Raw genomic sequence first — 20,024 nt, forward strand, 5'->3', positions numbered from 1 at the left:
CCCCAGCCTTACTCCTTCTCAAGCCCGCTCGAACCCGCGGGCAACTTCCCAATCGGTCACCACACGTTCGAATTCCTCGATCTCGACCTCGGCCGCACGGGCGTAGTGGTCGACAACTTCGTCGCCCATTGCCCCACGCAACATCGCCGACCCATTCAGCGCATCCCGAGCAGCGCGCAGGTTCGCAGGAATCATGCCCGTTTCGCCCTGATACACATCGCCCTTGGTCGGCGCTTGCAAATCCAGCCCTTCCTCGATCCCCGCAATCCCGGCGGCCAGCATTCCGGCCATCGCCAGGTAGGGGTTCATGTCCGAGCCCGGGATACGGCATTCCACCCGCACAGCCTTGGTGCCGTCGCCACACAGACGGTACCCGGCGGTCCGATTGTCCACCGACCAGATGATCCGCGTGGGCGCAAAAGTACCCTTCATGAACCGCTTGTAACTGTTGATATAAGGGGCCATGAAATAGGTGTAATCAGCGGCGTATTTCAGTAACCCGGCCATGTAGCTTTTCATCAGCGCCGACATGCCCAGATCATCCGACTTGTCATAAAATGCAGGTTGCCCATCTTTCCACAGCGACTGATGCACATGCGAAGAACTGCCCACCTTGTCGTGGTGCCATTTCGGCAGGAAGGTCGCCGCGTGGCCATGCTGCCAGGCGATCTCTTTCACCGCGTTTTTGGCGATTGAATGATACTCGGCGGTGTCCATGGCGGGCGCGTATTTGATATTCAGCTCTTCCTGCCCGGTCTCGGCCTCGCCTTTCGAGTTCTCAACCGGTATCCCCGCATTCCACAGATGGTTGCGGATCGGGCGCATTACATGCTCTTCCTTGGTGGTCTGCAGGATATGATAGTCTTCGTTATAGCCCGAGATCGGTTCCAGATCGCGGAAGCCCTCCTTGCGGATCTGATCAAAGCTCTTTTCGAACAGAAAAAACTCCAGCTCGGTCGCGCACATGGCGTCATAGCCCATGGCTTTCAGACGGTTCACCTGCTTTTTCAGAATGGAGCGCGGGGCGTGCGGCACCTCTTCATGCGTGTGATGGTCCAGCACGTCACACATGACCATGGCTGTGCCCTCCAGCCAGGGCACCGGGCGCAGGGTGCTCAGGTCGGGCTTCATGACGTAGTCGCCATAGCCGCGCTCCCAACTGGTTGCCGCATACCCGTCCGGCGTGGCCATTTCTAAATCCGTGGCCAGAAGATAGTTGCAGCAATGGGTCTCTTCCCAGGCACCGGCAACAAAATGACCGGCATGGAACCGTTTGCCCATCAAGCGCCCCTGCATATCGACCATGCAGACAAGCACGGTGTCGATTTCCCCGGCAGAAACCTGTGTTTTTAGATGCTCCAGTGTCAGCATGAGTTACCTCTGGCAAGTGCAAGAATTTTCATCGAAAACTCTAAGTCCGTGTAGGGACCGGCCCGCCAAAGACGGGCCGGTTCTAATCGTATTAGCCGTAGCGATAGGGCCGTCCGGCCTTGAGCATATCGGCGTTGTAGCGCTTGAAGATTTCAACAACTTTCGCCTTGGTTTCGGACTCGGCTGCGATCTCGTCCCAGAACACCACGGCGGCCTCTTCAACCTGTGCCCATTCTTCATCCGGGATCGAGGTCAGCTGCATCTTGTCACCGTTGACGCGCAGGCTGGCTTCACCGCCCCAATACCACCACTGACGATAGTAGTGCGACTGGTCACAGCAGACGCGGAACAAGGTTTGCAGGTCTTCGGGCAGCTCGTTCCAACGGTCCATATTGGCAAAGAACGAACCGGCCCATGCGCCCGAGATGTTGTTGGTCAGGAAGTAATTCGTCACGTCCGCCCAACCGACGGTATAGTCTTCGGTGATACCGGACCACGCGATACCGTCCAGTTCGCCGGTTTGAACTGCGACCTCGATGTCCTCCCACGGCAGGGTCACGGGAACAACGCCGAACTGCGTCAGGAAACGGCCCGCGGTTGGGAAGGTAAAGACGCGCTTGCCTTGCAAGTCCGCCAGGCTGTTGATCGGGTCTTTGGTGGCGAAATGGCAGGGGTCCCATGCACCGGCGCTGATATGCTTGACGCCAACCTTTGAATATTCCTCGTCCCAGATCTCGTTCAGGCCGTATTGGTTGAACAGAACCGGCACATCCAGCGAATAGCGTGACGCAAACGGGAAGTACCCGCCGAACACCGTGACTTCGGTCGGCGACGCCATCGAGTCGTCATCCGATTGCACAGCGTCGATCGTGCCCTTCTGCATGGCCCGGAACAGCTCGCCTGTGGGGACCAGTTGGTCGGCATAGAACAGCTCGATCTGCATGCGGTCGCCTGCGATCTGGTTGAACATCTTGATCGCGGGATCAATCACGTGCTCGGCCAGCGCCGGGCCCGCATAAGTCTGCATCCGCCATGTGATCGTGTTCTGCGCCAGCGCGGGCGTTGCCAGCGGGGCCGCTGCAACGCCAACCCCGGCGGTTTTCAGAAACTTACGTCTTGTTGTCATGTCAATTTCCTCTCCGTTAAAGTTTCGGTGCCCGTTCGCCGGACATTCTTGTTAATTTCCATAGACATATCCGGGCAGCCACAGTGCGATTTCCGGGAAAATCATGACGATCGTCAGTGCCAGCACCATCACCGCGACAAAGGGGAAAATCGAGGTGTAGATGTCCTTCAGCCCGATCTCGGGCGGTGCCATCGCGCGCATCAAGAACAGGTTATAGCCGAACGGCGGCGTCATATAGGCGATCTGGGTCGTGATCGTGTACAGCACACCATACCAGATCAGATCAAAGCCCAGCTCGCCCACCAAGGGGACATAAAGCGGTGCCACGATCACCAGCATGGCGGTGTCGTCCAGAAACGTGCCCATCACGATAAAGCTGAGCTGCATGAGGATCAGGATCATCCAGGGCGACAGGCCCAGTTGGTCCGTGAACAGGTTCTCGATGGCCTTCACGGCCCCTAACCCGTCAAACACGGCCCCAAAGCCCAGCGCGGCCAGAATGATCCACATGAACATGCATGAGATCATCAGCGTCTGCTTTGTGCAGTCCTCAAAGATCTTCCACGTCATCCGCCGCTTTACGACCGAGACGAACAAGGCGGTCAAAGCTCCGATGGCCGAGCTTTCCACGAGCGAGGTCCAGCCGTTCACAAAGGGCACCATCATGGCCGCAAAGATGATCAGCGGCAGTACACCTGCCCCCAACAGACGGATTTTCTCGGCCCGTGGCACTTCGTGCGCGTCTTCCATGGCGGGGCCAAGCTGGGGCTGGATGCGGCAGCGGATCCAGATGTATAGGATGAACAAAGCGGCCATCATCAAACCCGGAACGATACCGGCCAACCAGAGCTGTCCAACGGGCTGACGCGCGATCATCGCGTATAGCACGAGAACCACGGACGGCGGCACAAGGATTCCCAAACTGGACCCGGCCTGAATGACGCCAGTCACCATGGTTTTGTCATAGCCACGACGCAGCAGTTCGGGCAGAGCAATGGTTGCACCGATGGCCATGCCCGCAACGCTGAGGCCATTCATCGCGGACACAAGCACCATCAGCCCGATCGTACCGATGGCCAACCCACCATTGATCGGCCCCATCCAGACGTGGAACATCCGATAAAGGTCATCTGCAAGGCGACTCTCGCTGAGGACATATCCCATGAAAATGAACATTGGCAGCGTCAGCAACGGATACCATTTCATCAGCTTCATTGCGGCCGAGAAAGTGATGTCCTGCCCACCAGTGCCCCACAGCGCCAACGCGGCAATTGTGGCCACAGCACCAATCGCGCCAAAGACGCGCTGACCTGTAAACAGCATCAGCATCATCAATGCGAACATGAAGATGGCGATATATTCCTGGCTCATGCCCGTGAGACCCCGATTTCCTGCCCGTTGATCCGGGCTATGTCTTTGAAGAATTCTGATATCGCCTGCAGCAGCATCAGGAAAAAGCCGAACACCATGATGGCCTTGATCGGCCAGATGTAGGGCCTCCAGGCGGTCGACGAACGTTCAAGCCGGCCGATCTCTTCGCTGCCGGTCAGCAGGCCGACAAAGTAGGAAACCGGCTCGTCCCCCCAGTAGCCAAGGCTATAGGCGGTCGACCCAAGGCCTCCGTAGAACAGCACGCCCAGATAGAAGATCAGCAGCAGAACCGTGATCGCATCGAACCAGGCTTTCCGGTGCGGGCTCCAGTTGTGATAGAACAGGTCCATCCGCACGCTTTCCCCTGCCTGTACCGAGTACGGGCCGCCCAGGATGTAATAGGTCACCATCGCGAACTGCGCCATTTCCAGCGTCCAGAGCGAAGGGAGAAAGAAGGTTTTCGAGATCGAGGACCACAGCAGGATGCCCATCATCACGAACAGACCCCACATCATAACCCGGCCAATCCGGTAATTCACTGCGTCGACGATCCGAACATATGCCGCCATTGCTTTGATCACGCCGCGCCCCCTTTTTGAAACTCTACGAGGCTTTGCTGGATCCAGGGCACCAAGTAGTCGGCCATCGCCTCTTGCTGTTGGGGGGTCTGGATCAGGTCGTTGCGTATCTCGATCATGACGTTCGGCAGTTTCTGGGATACGGCCTGCGCGTCCATAGTGTGGGCGACTCCATCTGCTGCCGAATACGGCTCGTTCAAACGGATCACAAAGGGCTGATCCAGTGGCGCCGCCGCCATCATGGCCCGCGCGAACTGGTCATCGGCACCGTGCAGCACGCCCAGTTCAACCTCACGCTTTTGGCCATGATACACAGGCGTGAAGCTGTGAATCGTTACCATAAGGTTCAGAGCCGCACGGTTTTCGGCAATCAGATCAGACAGTGCTTTGCAGAAAGGCCGGTAGATACCCTCGATCCTCTGCCGACGATCCTGTTCGGACAGCCCGATGTTGGCGGGAATCCGATAGTCCTCGCTACGTTCTGGCATTGCTCCGGGCGCCTCGGGCGGGCGATTGCAGTCATAAACCAGCCGCGACACACCGCCATGTACCAACGGGGCCGACAGTCGTTTGGCCATCGCCTGCGCCACGGCCAGCGCCCCTGGATCCCACGCGATATGGCTGCGCAGCGCATCCTCGGACAGCCCCATATCCCCTAGAAATTCGGGGACGCGATTGGACGCGTGCTCGCAGACCAGCACCACCGAAAATGGGCCATCCGTCATGTCCGTGTGAACGACTGTTCCAAAGTCCAAGTTACTGCCCTGCGATTCCTAGTAAGACCGAGTGTGGAAAAATTTCCACATGAGACCTTAACCTGTCAATAATTTTCCTGTACAAAATTCACCACTCTTGAACTTGCTGAAAAATTATTCACACTAGACCGTAACGAATGCAGGAGGAGCACCGCGTGCGGGTGACAGACAGGCTTCTGGCCCACAAAGACAAGATGACCCCATCCGAGCGGCAATTGGTCAGTGTCCTGCTGGACGACTACCCAATGGCTGGCCTGGGGAGCATCACGGAACTGGCCAGCACGGCCTCGGTCTCGACCACGACCGTCGCGAGAATGCTTCAGAAAACCGGTTTTGATGGCTATCCCCAGTTTCAGGCCGCCTTGCGCGGCGAGGTGAAAGAGATGATCTCGGGGCCGGTCGCCAAACGCGACCTTTGGCAGAACGACCTGCCCGAAGAGCACATCCTGAACCGCTATTCTCAGCAAACGCTCGCCAACCAAAAGCGCACGATTGATGAGGTCGACCCGGAAGAATTCGACAGTTTTTGCAACCTGCTTTGTGACCCCGAACGGCGCATCTTTATCACCGGCGGTCGCATCACCGGCACGCTGGCGCAGTATCTGTACCTGCATCTGCAGATGATCCGCCCTGACGTGCGCCTGCTGCCCGTTGCGGCATCGTGGACACATGATCTATTGGACGTCCGCAAAGGGGATGTCCTGGTGGCGCTGGATGTTCGCCGATACGAGAATTCTTCGCTGTTGATCGGCCAACTCTGCCACGAGCGCGAGGCCGAGATCATCCTGTTCACGGATCAATGGCGATCGCCCATTCACAGGCTGGCCAAGCACACCTTTGCTGCCCGAATCGCGGTGCCCTCGGCCTGGGATTCTATGGCTGCTATCCTGGTCCTGATGGAATGCGTCATTGCCGAGGTGCAAGAGCGTCTGTGGGATTCGGTCAAAGAAAGAACTGACGAGCTGGAACAAGCCTTCGACCGCACCAAGCTGTTCCGAAAGTTTGGCCAAAGCGCGGGTTCGTAACGCCTTTTCCCTTTCAAGCGGAACAACTGCGCGTGATGAGTGTTGCCAGCCGAAGGGCGGGCGGTCACTTTGAACTCATGAGTTTCGTGACCGAGAACCAATTGCCGCTGCTGATCCTGTTCTTTCTGATCGGATCGGTTGGCACAGCGTTTCTGTTTCGCAAACCTGCGGGGCACCGGGCCTGGAAACTGGCCGATCTGGTCTGGGTCGTGCTGGGCGGGGTTGGTGCACTGGTCGCGGTTCTGGCGGGGCTGTATTCCTCAGACAGTTCGCGACTGGACCGGCAAATCGACGTAGCCTATGCCGCTACGCTGGCCTTTGACCGGGATGCAGCGCGGTTCCGGCTGCGCTTTTGCGATCCGGCCTTCGACCCCGATACCGCTGTTTTGTGCGACCGGGTCGAGTTCCTGTCTGCCTCAACCGCCAGCAATGCCGACCTGCCCTTGTTCATCGCCGTCACGAACGAAGTCGCCCCCTTGCAAGGGCTGCATTTCCTGTTCGGGCGGCAGGAAAAGGATGAGATGGACGAAATGGCCGCCAAGGCTGATGCGTTCGACATCGACCAGTTCCTTGTCTTCACGACACTGGACGACGCAACGCAGACCGCCATCGACAACATGCGTCGCAAGGTGCCTGCGATCGCCGGGGACTATCTGATCCTGGCGCAGAGTTACGACGATCTGGTGGAACAGGTCGGCAAACTGAAGGACGAATGGGAATATCTGCAGGCCAACGCGCATATTCTGGTCTTGCAGATCGTCGCCCTGTGCCTCGTCAGCTTCGCAGCCCCCTTCCGCCTTGGAAAATCCATCGTCGAGCTGCGCGCCACCGTCAACGACGATACGCCTGAGCCAGCCGTTCCGGATCTGCCCCCAGAAAATACCGCGTCAGAGTCCACAAGTTCCGCGCCCCTCGACGCAGCCATCCCGCCCTCTGATAGCGGTCCGCGCTCGTAAAAGCTCGGCTGGGCAGCAAGGTGATGCCGCGCAGGCGGCGCACAAGCGCGACGTCCTCCATCAATGGTTGATCGCGGTAACCACCAACCTTTTGATACATTGCGCGCGGGATCAGCAGGCCTTGATCCCCATAGGGCAAACCGAACAGACGGCTGCGCAGATTGGCCCAGCCCGCGACCCATGCCGGCGCAAAGCCCGAAGCCCTGAATGACAATCGGAATGCCGCCGGTGCCCCGGTACTCAGATGATCGCCCACAGATTTGCTCCATCCTTCCTGCAACACTGTGTCGGCGTGCAGAACCAGCAACCACTCACCCTTGGCCGCCGCACATCCTTGCGCCAATTGCCCGCCGCGCGAAGGCGGTCCCGTCACGATCTCGGCCCCGGCCTCGTCTGCAATCTCAACAGTTTGATCGGTCGATCCGCCATCCGAGACGATCAACTCGCGGATCAGCCCCGCATGCAGCCCTTCCATCAACGCCCCAAGGGTCGCCGGAAGGCTATCGCCAGCGTTCAGGGTCGGGATAACAATGCTAATCGGTGCAGGCACGGCGGAAACCCTCTGGTCATGACGGCGGAAACTCCTATATCACGAGGCCCGAGGAAAAGACGAGGACAACTCAGATGCCCAACCGCCGTATTTTGCGCCTCAGCGGCTCGGACACCGACAGCTTTCTGCAAGGACTGGTGACCAACGATATCGCGGGGTTGGATACCGGGCTGGTCTATACCGCCATGCTGACGCCTCAGGGCAAGTATCTGGCCGATTTTTTCCTGAAACGCGATGGTGAAACTGTGTTGCTGGACGTGGCCGAAGACCTTGCCGATGGCTTGGTCAAACGGTTGGGCATGTACAAGCTTCGCGCGGATGTCGCGATCGAGGACAGCGGTCTGAACCTGCAACGCGGCACCGGACCGGCACCGGATGGTGCCCTGCCCGACCCACGTCACCCGGACATGGGCTGGCGGGCCTATACCGCGCAGGAAGAAAACGACGACGGCACCGACTGGGACGCGATCCGCGTGGGCCATTGCATCCCCGAAACCGGGATCGAACTGACCCCCGACAGTTACATCCTGGAGGCAGGGTTCGAAGTGCTCAACGGCGTGGATTTCAAGAAGGGCTGCTACGTAGGGCAGGAAGTCACCGCACGGATGAAGCACAAGACCGAATTGCGCAAAGGCCTGCGCAGTGTTGCTGTCGATGGGGCCGCTCCGGTTGGGACGGCCATCACATCGGGTGGAAAACCGGCGGGGACACTGTTCACCCAATCCAATGGCCGAGGGATCGCCTACCTGCGCCTCGACCGCGTTGGGGATGATATGCAGGCCGATGGGGCCATCGTTCGGCTAATCCCCTAAATTTGTTGCCAAACCGGCACGGCGACGCCGTCGCCCTGCCCCGTCAGGTTTGAACAAAGCGACGCGCCCTGTCACACTGGGTTGAGTTCAGCAATCCGGATTGACTCATGTTCCAGTTATACAGAGCGATTTGGCGCGCCAGCGCCGGCCGGCAGATCATTCTCATTGTTTTGTCCATTGCCATTGCGGGTCTGGCTGCGGTCCCGCTCGAGTTTCAGCGCGATATCATCAACCACCTGACCTCGGATGACGTCAGCACTGACAAGCTGATCTATCTTGGCACAGGTATGATATCCGTCATCCTGCTGAGCCTTGCCCTGAAATGGTTGCTGGGATACCGCGCCGGGACTTTGGGCGAGGACCTGATCCGCATGATCCGCCAAAGGTTGCTGCGCAGGGCCGAAGATTTGAATGGTTCTGGCGAAACAGTGCGCCAAGGCACGATGACCACGGCGATCTCGGCCGAAGCGGAAGAACTGGGAAAATTCGCAGGAGGCGCGTTTTCAGACCCGGTCGTCCAGATCGGCACCTTGATTAGCGTCATCGGCTATATTTCGTCCACCCAACCCGGATTGGGCATGATCGCGTTCTCGATGATCGTGCCACAGATTGTCATTGTCCTGATATCACAGCGCAAAGTGAACGTTTTCGTCGCCGAACGTGTCCGAATTCTGCGCGGCGCCACCGACAAACTGAACGTTGAACAGATCAATGACATCGCGCGCGAGGTCGAAGCACAGTTCGACGACATCTACGAAACCCGACGCAAAATGTTCATCTGGAAGCTCTCGGCCAAGTTTATGCTGAGTGTGATCAACGGTGCCGGAACCGTGGGTGTTCTGATGCTGGGCGGTTACCTTGTTCTGAACGGGAAAACGGATGTCGGCACGGTTGTCGCGGCCACCAGCGGGCTTAGCCGCATTCAGGGCCCCACAGCCTTCCTGATCGCCTTTTACCGGCAGGTCAGCGCAAATCGCATCAAATACGAGCTCATGCTTGAGCTATTCGGCCCGAACCCCGAACAGTATCGTCACATCAAACGCAGGCAATAAAAAACCGCGCGGCACCTGTCCGCGCGGCTTTTCATTGTTCCAGTGAGCGCGGGATTATGCGCGCTCGGAATATTCCATGGATTCGGTGTTCACGACGATCATCTCATCCTGGCCGATGAAGGGCGGCACCATGACTTTGACGCCGTTGTCCAGAACGGCTGGTTTGAACGAGTTCGCAGCAGTCTGGCCTTTGACCACCGGCTCGGTCTCGACGATCTTGCAGGTGACCTTTTGGGGCAGCGTGGCGTTCAGCGCTTCGCTTTCGTAAAACTCGACAACGATTGTCATGCCGTCCTGCAGAAACGGGCGACGGTCACCCAACAATTCTGCGGGCAGTTCGATCTGCTCGTAAGTCTCGGAGTCCATGAACACCAACATGCCGTCGGATTCGTACAGGAACTGCTGATCTTTCTGTTCCAGGCGCACGCGCTCAACTTTGTCCGCAGACCGGAAGCGTTCGTTCAACTTCGATCCGTTCCGCAGGTTGCGCAGCTCGACCTGCGCAAAAGCGCCGCCTTTACCGGGCTTTACGTGGTCAACCTTGACCGCCGCCCACAGCCCGTCGTTATGCTCAAGCACGTTGCCGGGGCGAATTTCGTTCCCATTTATCTTGGGCATGACATAAATCCTTCACAAACGGTTGATGCGTCAGTTCCCGTCCCTATATCTGGCGGGATCACACCTGACAAGATAACGAAACCTAGTGCTGCACTTGCAGCAAGCTATGCGAGTGACGCAACGCAACTATGCATTTTAGCTGTATCCGAATCGCACCTAATAGGTCATAAGGACCCTCACGCCGAAAATGCAAGAGCAAGAACAACAAGGAAGACGAGATGAGAGATTTCGTTGACGGCACTGCCTTTAACAATGAGCAAGGCAATCGTGCACGCAAACTTTTCGCGGCCGTTGTGTTGGCTGCACTGGATGACGCTATCGCCGATGACAAGAAATACGGCAATGGCCCCGAACAAATCGCCCGTTGGGCACGCTCGCGCGATGGCCGCGAAGTGCTTTCCTGCGCCGGTATCGACCCCAATGAACGGGTTGTCAGCGGTCTGATGGAATTCGTTGGTCGTGGTGTCCGCACCTCGGTCGCGCTGTCGCGTGAAGAAAGCGAACGCCGCAACGCCGCTCAGCAAGCTGAAGCCGCCTGATCCAACGCGACTTTCGCATGAAAAAGCGCGCTCCCATAACTGGGGCGCGCTTTTCTTTTGGCGGGAGTCAAAAGAACAAAAACCATTGTCGCGCGACCCACAACTCGGCCATCAGCAACGCGCCAAAGAACAGTTTGGCAAAAATCGGCATACCGCGACGCCAAAGCACCACATAGCACGCGATACAGATCGCAGCAGACACAGGCGCGACCCATAGGGCGTGGTGATTGCTGTCCCAATAGCTGACCGGGCTATGAAACACCCAATCGCTGATCGGCCAGAACTGTGGCCGCCCGTCCCCGGCATGAAGCAGGAAATCCATTGCCAGGTGCAGCAACCCGGCGGATGCTGCAACTGTCAGGACCCGCCACTTTCTCCACATCCCGACAAAAAGAGCGATTCCCCAAATGACAAAGGAATTGTCGATCGCAAACACTGTCTGCCAACTGTCCGAGAAATACAGCTGGTCGAAAACAACGCTTGGCGGAATACCCAGAACGAAGAGCGAAGTTCCCGCCATCACATAAAGCGACAGGTCCGGCAATAATGAACCCAGAAGGGCTGCCCAAAGGATACGCCCATGGGGCGGGCGGGCAAAGGCGGCAGCTCCGATCAAAAGATGCGCGGGCGTATTCAACTGGGGCTTTTCCTTTGCCTGCAAATCAGGTCATCTGCGCCAGAGCATAGGAGACAGGCCATGGTTCGGTCCATCATGATTCAGGGCACCGGCAGCAATGTCGGGAAATCGGTTCTCGTGGCCGGTCTTGCGCGGGCCTTTACCCGGCGCGGGTTGCGCGTTGCGCCGTTCAAACCGCAGAACATGTCGAATAACGCTGCCGTCACCGAAAACGGCGGCGAGATTGGTCGCGCACAAGCGTTGCAGGCGCGTGCAGCGCGGCGCGCGACACATACGGACATGAACCCGATCCTCTTGAAGCCGGAAACCGATACCGGTGCCCAGATCATCGTGCAAGGCCAGCGGGCGGGCACCATGAAGGCCGGTGACTACCGCAAAGACAAATCCAAACTGCTGGGCGCAGCGCTGGAGAGCTTTGACAGACTGTGCAGCGACGCGGATCTTGTGCTGATCGAAGGCGCTGGCAGCCCGGCCGAAACCAACCTGCGCAAGGGCGACATCGCGAATATGGGCTTTGCCTGCGCGGCTGGTGTGCCGGTCGTTCTGGTGGGCGACATCCACCGCGGCGGAGTGATTGCGCAGATCGTCGGAACTCAGGCGGTTCTGGATGCGGAGGACCTGAAGATGATCCGGGGATTTGCCGTCAACCGGTTCAAGGGGGACGTATCCTTGTTTGACGACGGTCGCGACGACATCGCCGCGCGTACCGGGTGGCCTTGTTTGGGCGTTGTCCCGTGGTTTAACGACGCGTGGAAGCTTCCGGCTGAGGATATGATGGATATCCGTTCGCATTCTGGCGGCGGCTGCAAGGTGGTCGTGCCGCAGCTTGAGCGGATGGCGAATTTCGACGACTTGGACCCTCTGTCTGCTGAACCGGGCGTCACGGTCGAGATTGTCCCGGCAGGTCGCGCCCTGCCCGGCGATGCGGATCTGGTTCTGCTGCCGGGCAGCAAGTCAACGATCGGCGACCTGACCTATTTCCGCGCTCAAGGTTGGGATGTCGATCTGTATGCGCATGTTCGGCGTGGCGGCCACGTCCTGGGCCTGTGCGGCGGTTATCAGATGCTGGGCAAAACCATCGCCGACCCCGAGGGGGTCGATGGGCGACCCGGCACCGTCGACGGGCTGGGGCTGCTGGACGTGGAAACCGTCATGGGTGGGCAAAAACATGTGACACTCACCTCAGCGCGCGCACTGGAGGGCGGAGAACCGGTCTCGGGCTATGAGATTCACATGGGACGGACGCAAGGCCCCGACTGCGACCGCGCTTGGCTTGAGATTGATGGACGTCCTGAAGGTGCGACCGATGCCACGGGGCGTGTCCGGGGCAGTTACCTGCACGGAATATTCACTTCGGACGCCTTCCGCGCCAGTTACCTGTCGAAGCTGGGTGTAACGTCCGATTTGTCTTATGAAGACGGCGTCGAACAGACGCTGGACGCGCTAGCCGATCACCTGGAACAGAACATGGACCTAGACCGTCTGCTCGCACTGGCTGAAACGCCCAAAAGGGCCTGAGTTTTACTCGAGCTCTTGTTCGGCCAGGGCTTTGTAGATTTCGCGACGCACCATTTTGCGGACATTGCGAGTGATGCGTTCCCCAAGAACGCCCTGCAATTCCTCGCGGACAACCTGTGCGATCATCTCGCGCAGCGCGTCTTCACCCATAGTTACAGCGTCATCCCGTTCGACTACGCCTTCAACATTTTGACCGGCGGGGTCAGCAGTAACCTGCGGGTCGCGCACAAAGGTGGCCTTGGTGGTGGCAACCGCCTCTTCCGGCTTTGGCTGAGGGGCCTCAGACGGGTCCGGTGCGGAATCGGCGAATTCTTTCTGGGCGCTGAATTCCAACGCCTTCGCCGGTGTGCCCGAGTAATCGTCTTCGCTGTCGCCATCCGGCTCCCATTGATCCTCGGTTCTGGCAATGGCTGCTTCCAGCGCTTCTATTTTGGCGCTCAGACTGTTGGTGGCATCCTTGGAGGGCTCGGGCGCTTCTGGTTCTTTATTGGCTGGGTCTTCACGATTCACGATGTCGCAGGCGCGCAGCAACATCGGTTTGACCGACGCATCAGCAGTATAGGTCTTTTCGGCTTCGGCCTCGTTTTCCGGCCCGTCCTGAATGCTTGACGTTCCGCCAACACGCAGCGCCTCGGTCAGGACCAATCGCCCGGGCTTGCGGGCGATTGACGGTGGCATCACGTCGGAGTTGTTCTGACCTTTTTCACCGACCAGCCGTTTGATCGAGGACAACACGTCCTCTACTCTGCCGTTCACGACTTTATCCGTCATTGTTCTCTACCGCTCTATCCTCAGGATTGAGTGTAGCCAAACAAACCGGGTGTCACAACAGGTAGTATTGGCCGTTAGTCGCGGCGCAACGCTTTGAGAACACGATCCAGGTCCCGGCTTTGTCTGCTGACCTGAGCTGGCGCTTTCTTGACCAGGTTGTAGTACAGCGTCGGGTCATAGATCTGAACCGCCAGCCCCAAACGTTCAGCCGTCAGCAAACCTTGTGCCTGCAACAGCTGATAGGCTGCGCGCGACCGCTCGATGCGCGAGGCAACCAGTGCCAGCTGCGCGTCCAGCAAGTCTTGCTGCGCATTCAGCACGTCCAGCGTGGTCCGTGCGCCCAGCGTGGCCTCTTCGCGGATACCGTCAAACGCAACCTGCGATGCACGTACTCGTTCGGTCGACGCCCGCAAGCTGGCTGTCGCCGCCTGGAACCGGGCATATGCTTCGGTCACACCCTGCGTGATGTCTTTCTGTACGTTCAACAGGTTGGCCCGGGATGCGTCCCGCGTTGCCATCGCCCGACGCACGTTCGCAGCCAGTCGGCCACCAGCGTAGATCGGCTGGTTGAAGTTCAGCGAGACCGATGCGTCTTCGATGTTGTCATCGTTGTCATAGCTTTCCGTGATGCCCGCATCTGCGTTCAGGCTGACGTTTGGCCCCAGGTTGGCGCGCTGCTGCGCAACGATCAGATCAAACGCGCGCACCTGATGCTGCGCCGACAGGATGGCCGGGTGATTGCGCTGCGCCAGACTTACAGCCTGCGCCTCCGAGCTTGGCAAATTCGGCAGGCTCGGTTGACCCGCAGTGCGGCCCGGTGATTTGCCAACAGCGTTCACATATTCGGCCTGCGCTGTATCCAGGTTACCCCGTGCAACAGCCAGATCAGCCTGCGAGCTTGCAAGCTGGGCTTGCGACAGTGCGACGTCAGTCCGTGTTACCTCACCCACGTCAAACCTGTCCTGCGATGCGCGCAGTTCTTCGGCTGACACGTCGACGTTGTTCAGACGAATCTGTACGGTTTCTTCCTGCAGAAGAACCTCAAGATAGGCGTTTGCACCGCGGAACAGCACCTGTTGCTCAATGTCCAGCAGGGTTTGCCGCGTCGAAAGCACCGTTTCCTGTGCGGATTGTTTGCCCAATATCGCCGCGCCGCCGTCGTACAGCAGCTGGCTTAAGGTCAGGCCGGTGAAAAAGTTATTTGGTTCGGTGCGTGTCACCACGTTGTCGATGTTACGGCGGTTGTAGTCACTGCTGATCGCAACCGTCCAGTTGATGATCGGCCGCAGCGCCGACAGTGCGATTGCGACGTCTTCGTCCGCTGCCCGCAACAATGCCCGGTTCTGCTCTAGCAAACCACTTGTGTTATACGCGCCGATGAAGGCGTCGGTAATGTTGTCGGCCCATGCCGCACGACCTGGTACAAAGCTGAGTGCGACCCCTGCAGTCAGCGCCAGCGCCTTGACCAGCTTTCCTCCCGCCATAGAACTCATAACGAAATCCTCTCAAATCAAAATTACGCTGCCCTGCCGACAGTTTGCGTGTTTATGTTCAACTAATCAAGGCAGCAGCGCAAACTGCCGTCAAACTATAGCGAAAATACACGGTTTGTGGAAAATGCCTGTAAAATCGGTGCATTGGCGTTAAACGCGTCGCGCCAAGTCACCCGATCGCCGGATTTGTGGCCAATGCGGACCGTTCCAAGCGCACCTTCGACAAACAGGCACGCGATACGGCCGTGATCTTTGAGCTGCGCGATCAGCGTCTCGGGCACATGCTCGACCCCGCCCTGGATCATTATGACGTCATACGGCCCATGCTCTGCCGCGCCCTCTTCGAACGGGCCTACATGGACAATCGCGTTGTCCGCTTCGGCTTCCATCAGGACGTTCTGCGCTTCGGCGGCAAGGCTTTCGTCCTGCTCGACCGCAACAACCAACTGCGCCATACGCGCAGCTACGGCGGTCGAATACCCCAAAGCCGGGGCGATATCCAAAACCGCCTCATCGTTCGATATATTCAATATATCCAACATCTTGGCCAGTGTCCGAGGTTCAAGCAAGCACCGCCCATCGCCCAGATCTAGAATACCTTCGACATAAGCTGCCTCACGCTGCGCGTCTGGTACAAAGTTCTCGCGCTTGACGGTCAGCATCGCATCAATGATGGGAAATTTGGTAACGTCAGAAGGCCGTATCTGCGTATCGACCATCGTCCGGCGGCGGGCTGCGAAATCTGTCATTGGATCGCTCATTCTGTTCCCTTGGGTGATCAGGTTTTGCCACATCCTTGAAAAACCGGCAACGGCCCTGATGCGGAAACTTTTCAATCATCTCAGGATACAACGTCGCAACCAAAGCCGAAGTTGAAAACTGACCCGGAAATTTGCGCTCCCCCCTCTGGACGCCCCTGCCGAAAGCTGTTAAAACGCCTGTCACACCACAGCAAGTATTTGATTTTACTTGAAAAGGCGAGTTGGCGGAGTGGTGACGCAGCGGATTGCAAATCCGTGTACACCGGTTCGATTCCGGTACTCGCCTCCACTCCCTTGCAAAATCGTGTCAGTCGGCTCCGGTTCGCTGTGCGTCACAGGGCCTCACGCCCCTGCGGGACAACTTCGTATCCGGCTTCTTCGGGTTCGTCGTCCTGCATTTCGGGCGGAAAGCCCGGCGCGCGGATGTCGAGGCCTGTAGCCTCTTCCAGACGTCGGATGATATTGGGAGACAGTTCACGTTCGCCAAAGCGTGCGATGCCATCTTCGAAAATCTTGATCATCAGAGGGTTGATCTCCAATGGCACACCTGCGCGGTCGGCGACTTCTTGGAATAGGCCGATATCCTTCTTTACCAAGTCCATCGTAAACGAGATGTCGCGCGATCCATTCAGGATAACCTGGCTTTCTGTTTCGTGAACAAAGGACGTACCGGATGAGATTTTGATCGCCTCATAGGTTGTGTTCAGGTCCATCCCTGCCGCCTTGGCCGTCACCAGTGCTTCGGCGCAGGTGATCAGGTTCGCGGTGGCCAGATAGTTCGTCAAAACCTTCAAAACTGATGCCGAACCCAGCTCACCCGTATGCAAGATGCGCCGCCCCATCGTGGTCAGAAATGGCAAAATCCGGTCGAAGGTCTCTCGGTCACAGCCGGCAAAGATCGAGATATTCCCCGTTGCGGCGCGGTGGCATCCGCCAGAGACCGGGCAATCCACCGCAGCACCGCCGCGTTCAATCACCATCGCCCCCAGACGCTTGACCTCGGCCTCGTCGGTCGTGGACATCTCCATCCAGATTTTGCTCGGCCCGACCTCGGGCAGCATCTCTTGCATCACAGCGTCGGAAGCGGCGGGAGAAGGCAGGCAAGTGATGACCGCATCGCAATCCCGCATAAGCTGCGCTGGGTTTTCGGCTGCTTTGGCCCCCTTGGTCACGAACTCCTGAACAAGATCCGCGTTCAGGTCATGCACGGTCAGATCAACGCCATTGCGCAGCAGCGACCCCGATAGCTTTGCTCCGACATTTCCCAACCCGATAAAGCCAACTTTCATAATACCCTCCGGCGGCTGTGCATTGATTTGTCCGCAAGTATCCACATTGCGTTTTCAAAAATGAAACGAATAATAATCAAAATAATGACCAAAAATTATTGGTGATAAATGGATCGACTTCCCAACCCCGCATGGCTGCGCAGCTTTGAATCAGCCGCTCGGCATCTGAATTTCACAACGACGGCGAAAGAGCTTGGACTGACCCAGACCGCAGTGTCATTGCACATCCGATCACTTGAGGCAGATTTAGGCCAAAAGCTTTTTACCCGAAACGCGCGGCGGTTGGAACTCACCGAACTGGGCCAATCTTATGCCTTGACCGTGCGACGTGCGCTGGGTGACATCGCCCTGTCCACCAACAGTTTGTTCGGCCCGGCCTCTCGCCAAACCCTGACGGTGAGGGCCGCGATATCTACAGCGACCTATTGGATTGCGGCTGAATTGCCGGATTTCATGGCGCGACACCCAGACATTCCGGTGCGTCTTGTGTCACACATCTGGAACGACACAATTGCGCCCAAGGACGTGGATGTCGAAATTCGAATGGGCTACGGTGACTGGCCGGGCGTGACCTCGGAAAAGCTGACAGACGAAACGCTGGTGCCAGTTTGCCAATCCGGATCGCCTATTCCAGATCTGCAAGCGTTGCACGACAGCCCCCTGATTCACATTCTGGGTTACGAGGACAACTGGGCGCGCTACTTTCAAGCTCATGGATTGCCCCCGGCAGAGCGCGCGCCGCTGTACTCGGTCGATACGTCCGTTGCAGCGCTGCAGCTGGTGATGGCAGGCGCGGGGTGTGCCACGATTGTCGAACGGTTCGCACGCAACGCTATTGCCCAGGGCGCACCGATCCGGATCGCGGGTCCTGCGATTCCATTTGCGCAATCGCACTACCTGATTGCGGCTCCGGGAACTGCTCAGCCCTCGGCTGCAGCGGGGTTGTTTTGCGCTTGGCTGCGCGAACGGCTGGCCTTGGATGCCGCTGGCTGACACTGGCTGGTCGCTTTTCCGACGTCATCCCTATCCAAGCCCGGCTCGTGCTTGACAACCCCCCTGCCCGTGCCGCATGTCGCTTGCGTTGGTGTCCATCTTCGGATGGATGAAAAGGGAATGTGCCAGCGGATGATCCGTCAAGCACAGCCGCCCCCGCGACCGTGACCGGAGAGGGTGCCCAAAGCCACTGGCCAAAAAGGCCGGGAAGGCGGGACATCCGACAGGGCCAAAGGCTCTGACATCCGCAAGCCGGGAGACCTGCCAGCACCCGAAGTTGAAACCGGACGGGGTGATCCGGTGTCGGGTCCATGCACAGACGTGGCCCGCATGAAACCCCGTCCCCCGCGAAGAGGATTTGGGGGGATGAGAGACGTGACCGAGACCACACCAGTCGAGCTGCTGGTCTGTACAACTTGCCGTCGTGGCTTGCCCATTGAAGATGATGCCCAGCGGCCCGGTACTTTGCTGCATAAGGCCCTGGAGCAGGCAGAGCTGCCAGACGGCATCCAGCTGAAGCCGGTTGAATGCCTGTCCAACTGCGATCAGGGCTGTTCCATTGTACTGCGCGGTGGCCCATCCCGCTGGACCTTTGTCTACGAGAACCTGAACGAGGTCGATCATGTCGAGGCCATCGTTGACGGCGTCACCAAGTATCTGGCCGCCGAAGACGGTTTGGTGAAATGGCGCGAACGCCCCGAGCATTTCCGCAAAAACTGCGCAGCCCGCATTCCCCCGATTGGAGCCTGATATGTCGAACCTCGAAAAACTCCCCGTTACTGTGATCACCGGCTTTCTAGGCTCGGGCAAAACCACCCTGGTCAAACACCTGATGCAGAACCCGCAGGGCAAGCGTCTGGCCGTTGTCGTCAACGAATTCGGTGATGTTGGCGTCGATGGCGACATCCTGAAATCCTGCGCCATCCCTGACTGCCCTGCAGAGAACATCATGGAGCTGGCAAACGGCTGCATCTGCTGCACCGTGGCCGACGATTTCATTCCGACCATCGAAGCCCTGATGGCGCTGGAGCCGCGTCCTGAGCATATCCTGATCGAAACCTCGGGCCTCGCCCTGCCCAAGCCGCTGCTGAAAGCCTTCGACTGGCCAGATATCCGTTCGAAAATCACCGTCGATGGCGTGATCGCCCTTGCCGATGCCGAAGCCGTTGCCGCAGGTCGCTTTGCGCCGAGTGTCGAGGCGGTGGACGCACAGCGTTTGGCCGACGACTCGATCGACCACGAAACACCTCTGTCTGAGGTGTTCGAGGATCAGATCTCCTGCGCCGATATCATCCTACTGACAAAGCCCGATCTGGCCGGTCCCGACGGTGTCGCGAAGGCCAAAGAGGTCATCGCAGCCGAGGCCCCGCGCCCTCTGCCCGTGGTCGAAGTGGCCGAGGGTGTGGTAGACGTGCGCGTCGTTCTGGGTCTGGAAGCCGCAGCCGAAGATGACATGGACGCACGCCCGTCGCATCACGACGGCCACCACGATCATGAGCATGATGACTTTGAAAGCATCATCGTCGAACTGCCCGAACAAACCGATCCCTCTGATCTGGTCGCCAAGATCGAACGTCTGGCCTCTGAACTGAACATCCTGCGCGTAAAAGGCTACGCGGCCGTTCAGGGCAAACCGATGCGCCTGCTGGTTCAGGCTGTCGGCGCCCGTGTCCGTCACCAATACGACCGCCCGTGGGAACCCGGCGAAGAACGCCGCTCGCGTTTGGTGGTCATTGCCGAGCATGACGACATCAAAGAGGCCGAAATCCGCGAGATCCTCGTCGGTGTGCGCGAGGCCGCCGAGTAAGC

20 protein-coding genes, 1 tRNA gene, 2 pseudogenes and 1 riboswitch are annotated in these 20,024 nt (G+C 58.4%); of the genes and pseudogenes, 10 read left to right on the top strand and 13 right to left on the bottom strand.

Translation table 11 applies throughout. The features are described 5' to 3' along the window. Positions 1 to 18: 18 nt before the first annotated feature. The 6 genes and pseudogenes from ACR0MV_RS04970 to ACR0MV_RS04995 form a co-directional block, all read right to left on the bottom strand. Entirely contained in the window at positions 19 to 1,371 is a 1,353-nt protein-coding gene (locus tag ACR0MV_RS04970; protein WP_170426513.1) for a glutamine synthetase family protein, read from the bottom strand. Positions 1,372 to 1,462: 91 nt separating this feature from the next. Further along, positions 1,463 to 2,497 (bottom strand): TRAP transporter substrate-binding protein, encoded by a 1,035-nt coding sequence (locus ACR0MV_RS04975; RefSeq protein WP_170426514.1) that lies wholly within the window; start codon positions 2,495 to 2,497, stop codon positions 1,463 to 1,465. Between the two features lie 51 nt (positions 2,498 to 2,548). Beyond that, positions 2,549 to 3,868, bottom strand: a complete 1,320-nt coding sequence (locus tag ACR0MV_RS04980; RefSeq protein ID WP_170465188.1) for a TRAP transporter large permease — start codon at positions 3,866 to 3,868, stop codon at positions 2,549 to 2,551. After that, the gene (locus ACR0MV_RS04985; RefSeq protein WP_367647683.1) at positions 3,865 to 4,449 is read right to left on the bottom strand and encodes a TRAP transporter small permease subunit; all 585 of its coding nucleotides are present in this window, start codon (positions 4,447 to 4,449) and stop codon (positions 3,865 to 3,867) included. Before ACR0MV_RS04985 ends, ACR0MV_RS04980 begins: the two co-directional genes overlap by 4 nt. After that, on the bottom strand, positions 4,446 to 5,171 hold the full coding sequence (locus ACR0MV_RS04990) for an N-formylglutamate amidohydrolase (protein ID WP_480701252.1): 726 nt from the start codon (positions 5,169 to 5,171) through the stop codon (positions 4,446 to 4,448). Before ACR0MV_RS04990 ends, ACR0MV_RS04985 begins: the two co-directional genes overlap by 4 nt. After that, positions 5,168 to 5,233: pseudogene (locus ACR0MV_RS04995) on the bottom strand (hypothetical protein); the annotation flags it as partial. The gene ACR0MV_RS04990 and the pseudogene ACR0MV_RS04995, both read right to left, overlap by 4 nt. A gap of 123 nt (positions 5,234 to 5,356) precedes the next feature. Between ACR0MV_RS04995 and ACR0MV_RS05000 the strand changes: the two are divergent. Further along, positions 5,357 to 6,226 (top strand): MurR/RpiR family transcriptional regulator, encoded by an 870-nt coding sequence (locus ACR0MV_RS05000; RefSeq protein ID WP_475202285.1) that lies wholly within the window; start codon positions 5,357 to 5,359, stop codon positions 6,224 to 6,226. A gap of 77 nt (positions 6,227 to 6,303) precedes the next feature. After that, positions 6,304 to 7,050 (top strand): annotated as a pseudogene (locus ACR0MV_RS05005) (hypothetical protein); the annotation flags it as partial. Between the two features lie 7 nt (positions 7,051 to 7,057). Here ACR0MV_RS05005 and ACR0MV_RS05010 read toward each other — a convergent pair. After that, positions 7,058 to 7,732: a TIGR04283 family arsenosugar biosynthesis glycosyltransferase gene (locus ACR0MV_RS05010; protein WP_170426518.1), complete on the bottom strand. Its 675-nt coding sequence runs from the start codon at positions 7,730 to 7,732 to the stop codon at positions 7,058 to 7,060. A gap of 74 nt (positions 7,733 to 7,806) precedes the next feature. Here ACR0MV_RS05010 and ygfZ point away from each other — a divergent pair, with 74 nt between their 5' ends. Next, on the top strand, positions 7,807 to 8,544 hold the full coding sequence (gene ygfZ / locus ACR0MV_RS05015) for a CAF17-like 4Fe-4S cluster assembly/insertion protein YgfZ (RefSeq protein WP_170426519.1): 738 nt from the start codon (positions 7,807 to 7,809) through the stop codon (positions 8,542 to 8,544). Between the two features lie 107 nt (positions 8,545 to 8,651). Further along, positions 8,652 to 9,596, top strand: coding sequence for an ABC transporter transmembrane domain-containing protein (locus ACR0MV_RS05020; protein WP_170426520.1), 945 nt, complete (start codon positions 8,652 to 8,654; stop codon positions 9,594 to 9,596). 54 nt (positions 9,597 to 9,650) lie between these two features. Here the strand turns inward: ACR0MV_RS05020 and efp are convergent, their stop codons facing one another. Next, positions 9,651 to 10,214: an elongation factor P gene (gene efp / locus ACR0MV_RS05025; RefSeq protein WP_170426521.1), complete on the bottom strand. Its 564-nt coding sequence runs from the start codon at positions 10,212 to 10,214 to the stop codon at positions 9,651 to 9,653. A 218-nt stretch (positions 10,215 to 10,432) separates the two neighbouring features. Between efp and ACR0MV_RS05030 the strand changes: the two genes are divergently transcribed. Further along, on the top strand, positions 10,433 to 10,753 hold the full coding sequence (locus tag ACR0MV_RS05030) for a DUF6280 family protein (protein ID WP_037310273.1): 321 nt from the start codon (positions 10,433 to 10,435) through the stop codon (positions 10,751 to 10,753). A gap of 67 nt (positions 10,754 to 10,820) precedes the next feature. On the opposite strand, the gene ACR0MV_RS05035 is transcribed toward ACR0MV_RS05030, so the two are convergent. Then, positions 10,821 to 11,390, bottom strand: coding sequence for a cobalamin biosynthesis protein CobQ (locus ACR0MV_RS05035; RefSeq protein WP_480701164.1), 570 nt, complete (start codon positions 11,388 to 11,390; stop codon positions 10,821 to 10,823). Between the two features lie 60 nt (positions 11,391 to 11,450). Between ACR0MV_RS05035 and ACR0MV_RS05040 the strand changes: the two genes are divergently transcribed. Next, positions 11,451 to 12,908, top strand: coding sequence for a cobyric acid synthase (locus ACR0MV_RS05040; protein ID WP_480701165.1), 1,458 nt, complete (start codon positions 11,451 to 11,453; stop codon positions 12,906 to 12,908). A 3-nt stretch (positions 12,909 to 12,911) separates the two neighbouring features. Here ACR0MV_RS05040 and ACR0MV_RS05045 read toward each other — a convergent pair whose 3' ends face one another. From ACR0MV_RS05045 to ACR0MV_RS05055, 3 genes are all read right to left on the bottom strand, one after another. Further along, positions 12,912 to 13,679, bottom strand: a complete 768-nt coding sequence (locus ACR0MV_RS05045; RefSeq protein WP_480701166.1) for a hypothetical protein — start codon at positions 13,677 to 13,679, stop codon at positions 12,912 to 12,914. A gap of 74 nt (positions 13,680 to 13,753) precedes the next feature. Further along, positions 13,754 to 15,172 carry a TolC family outer membrane protein gene (locus ACR0MV_RS05050; RefSeq protein ID WP_170426525.1) on the bottom strand — a complete coding sequence of 473 codons (1,419 nt, stop codon included), beginning with the start codon at positions 15,170 to 15,172 and terminating at the stop codon, positions 13,754 to 13,756. Between the two features lie 95 nt (positions 15,173 to 15,267). Further along, positions 15,268 to 15,921: a protein-L-isoaspartate O-methyltransferase family protein gene (locus ACR0MV_RS05055; protein WP_480701167.1), complete on the bottom strand. Its 654-nt coding sequence runs from the start codon at positions 15,919 to 15,921 to the stop codon at positions 15,268 to 15,270. Between the two features lie 227 nt (positions 15,922 to 16,148). On the opposite strand from ACR0MV_RS05055, the gene ACR0MV_RS05060 reads away from it, so the two are divergent. Then, positions 16,149 to 16,222 (top strand) — tRNA-Cys (locus ACR0MV_RS05060). A 43-nt stretch (positions 16,223 to 16,265) separates the two neighbouring features. Here ACR0MV_RS05060 and ACR0MV_RS05065 read toward each other — a convergent pair. After that, positions 16,266 to 17,222, bottom strand: a complete 957-nt coding sequence (locus ACR0MV_RS05065) for an NAD(P)-dependent oxidoreductase (RefSeq protein WP_480701168.1) — start codon at positions 17,220 to 17,222, stop codon at positions 16,266 to 16,268. A gap of 108 nt (positions 17,223 to 17,330) precedes the next feature. Here ACR0MV_RS05065 and ACR0MV_RS05070 point away from each other — a divergent pair, with 108 nt between their 5' ends. The 3 genes from ACR0MV_RS05070 to cobW all read left to right on the top strand — a co-directional run bounded on the left by ACR0MV_RS05070 (position 17,331) and on the right by cobW (position 20,022). Next, entirely contained in the window at positions 17,331 to 18,215 is an 885-nt protein-coding gene (locus ACR0MV_RS05070; RefSeq protein WP_480701169.1) for a LysR substrate-binding domain-containing protein, read from the top strand. Between the two features lie 72 nt (positions 18,216 to 18,287). After that, positions 18,288 to 18,498, top strand: a riboswitch (cobalamin riboswitch). 83 nt (positions 18,499 to 18,581) lie between these two features. After that, positions 18,582 to 18,965 carry a DUF1636 family protein gene (locus ACR0MV_RS05075; protein WP_480701170.1) on the top strand — a complete coding sequence of 128 codons (384 nt, stop codon included), beginning with the start codon at positions 18,582 to 18,584 and terminating at the stop codon, positions 18,963 to 18,965. A 1-nt stretch (position 18,966) separates the two neighbouring features. Further along, positions 18,967 to 20,022, top strand: coding sequence for a cobalamin biosynthesis protein CobW (cobW, locus tag ACR0MV_RS05080; protein WP_480701171.1), 1,056 nt, complete (start codon positions 18,967 to 18,969; stop codon positions 20,020 to 20,022). Positions 20,023 to 20,024: the final 2 nt, after the last annotated feature.

The organism is Ruegeria sp. BC3 (assembly GCF_056539265.1).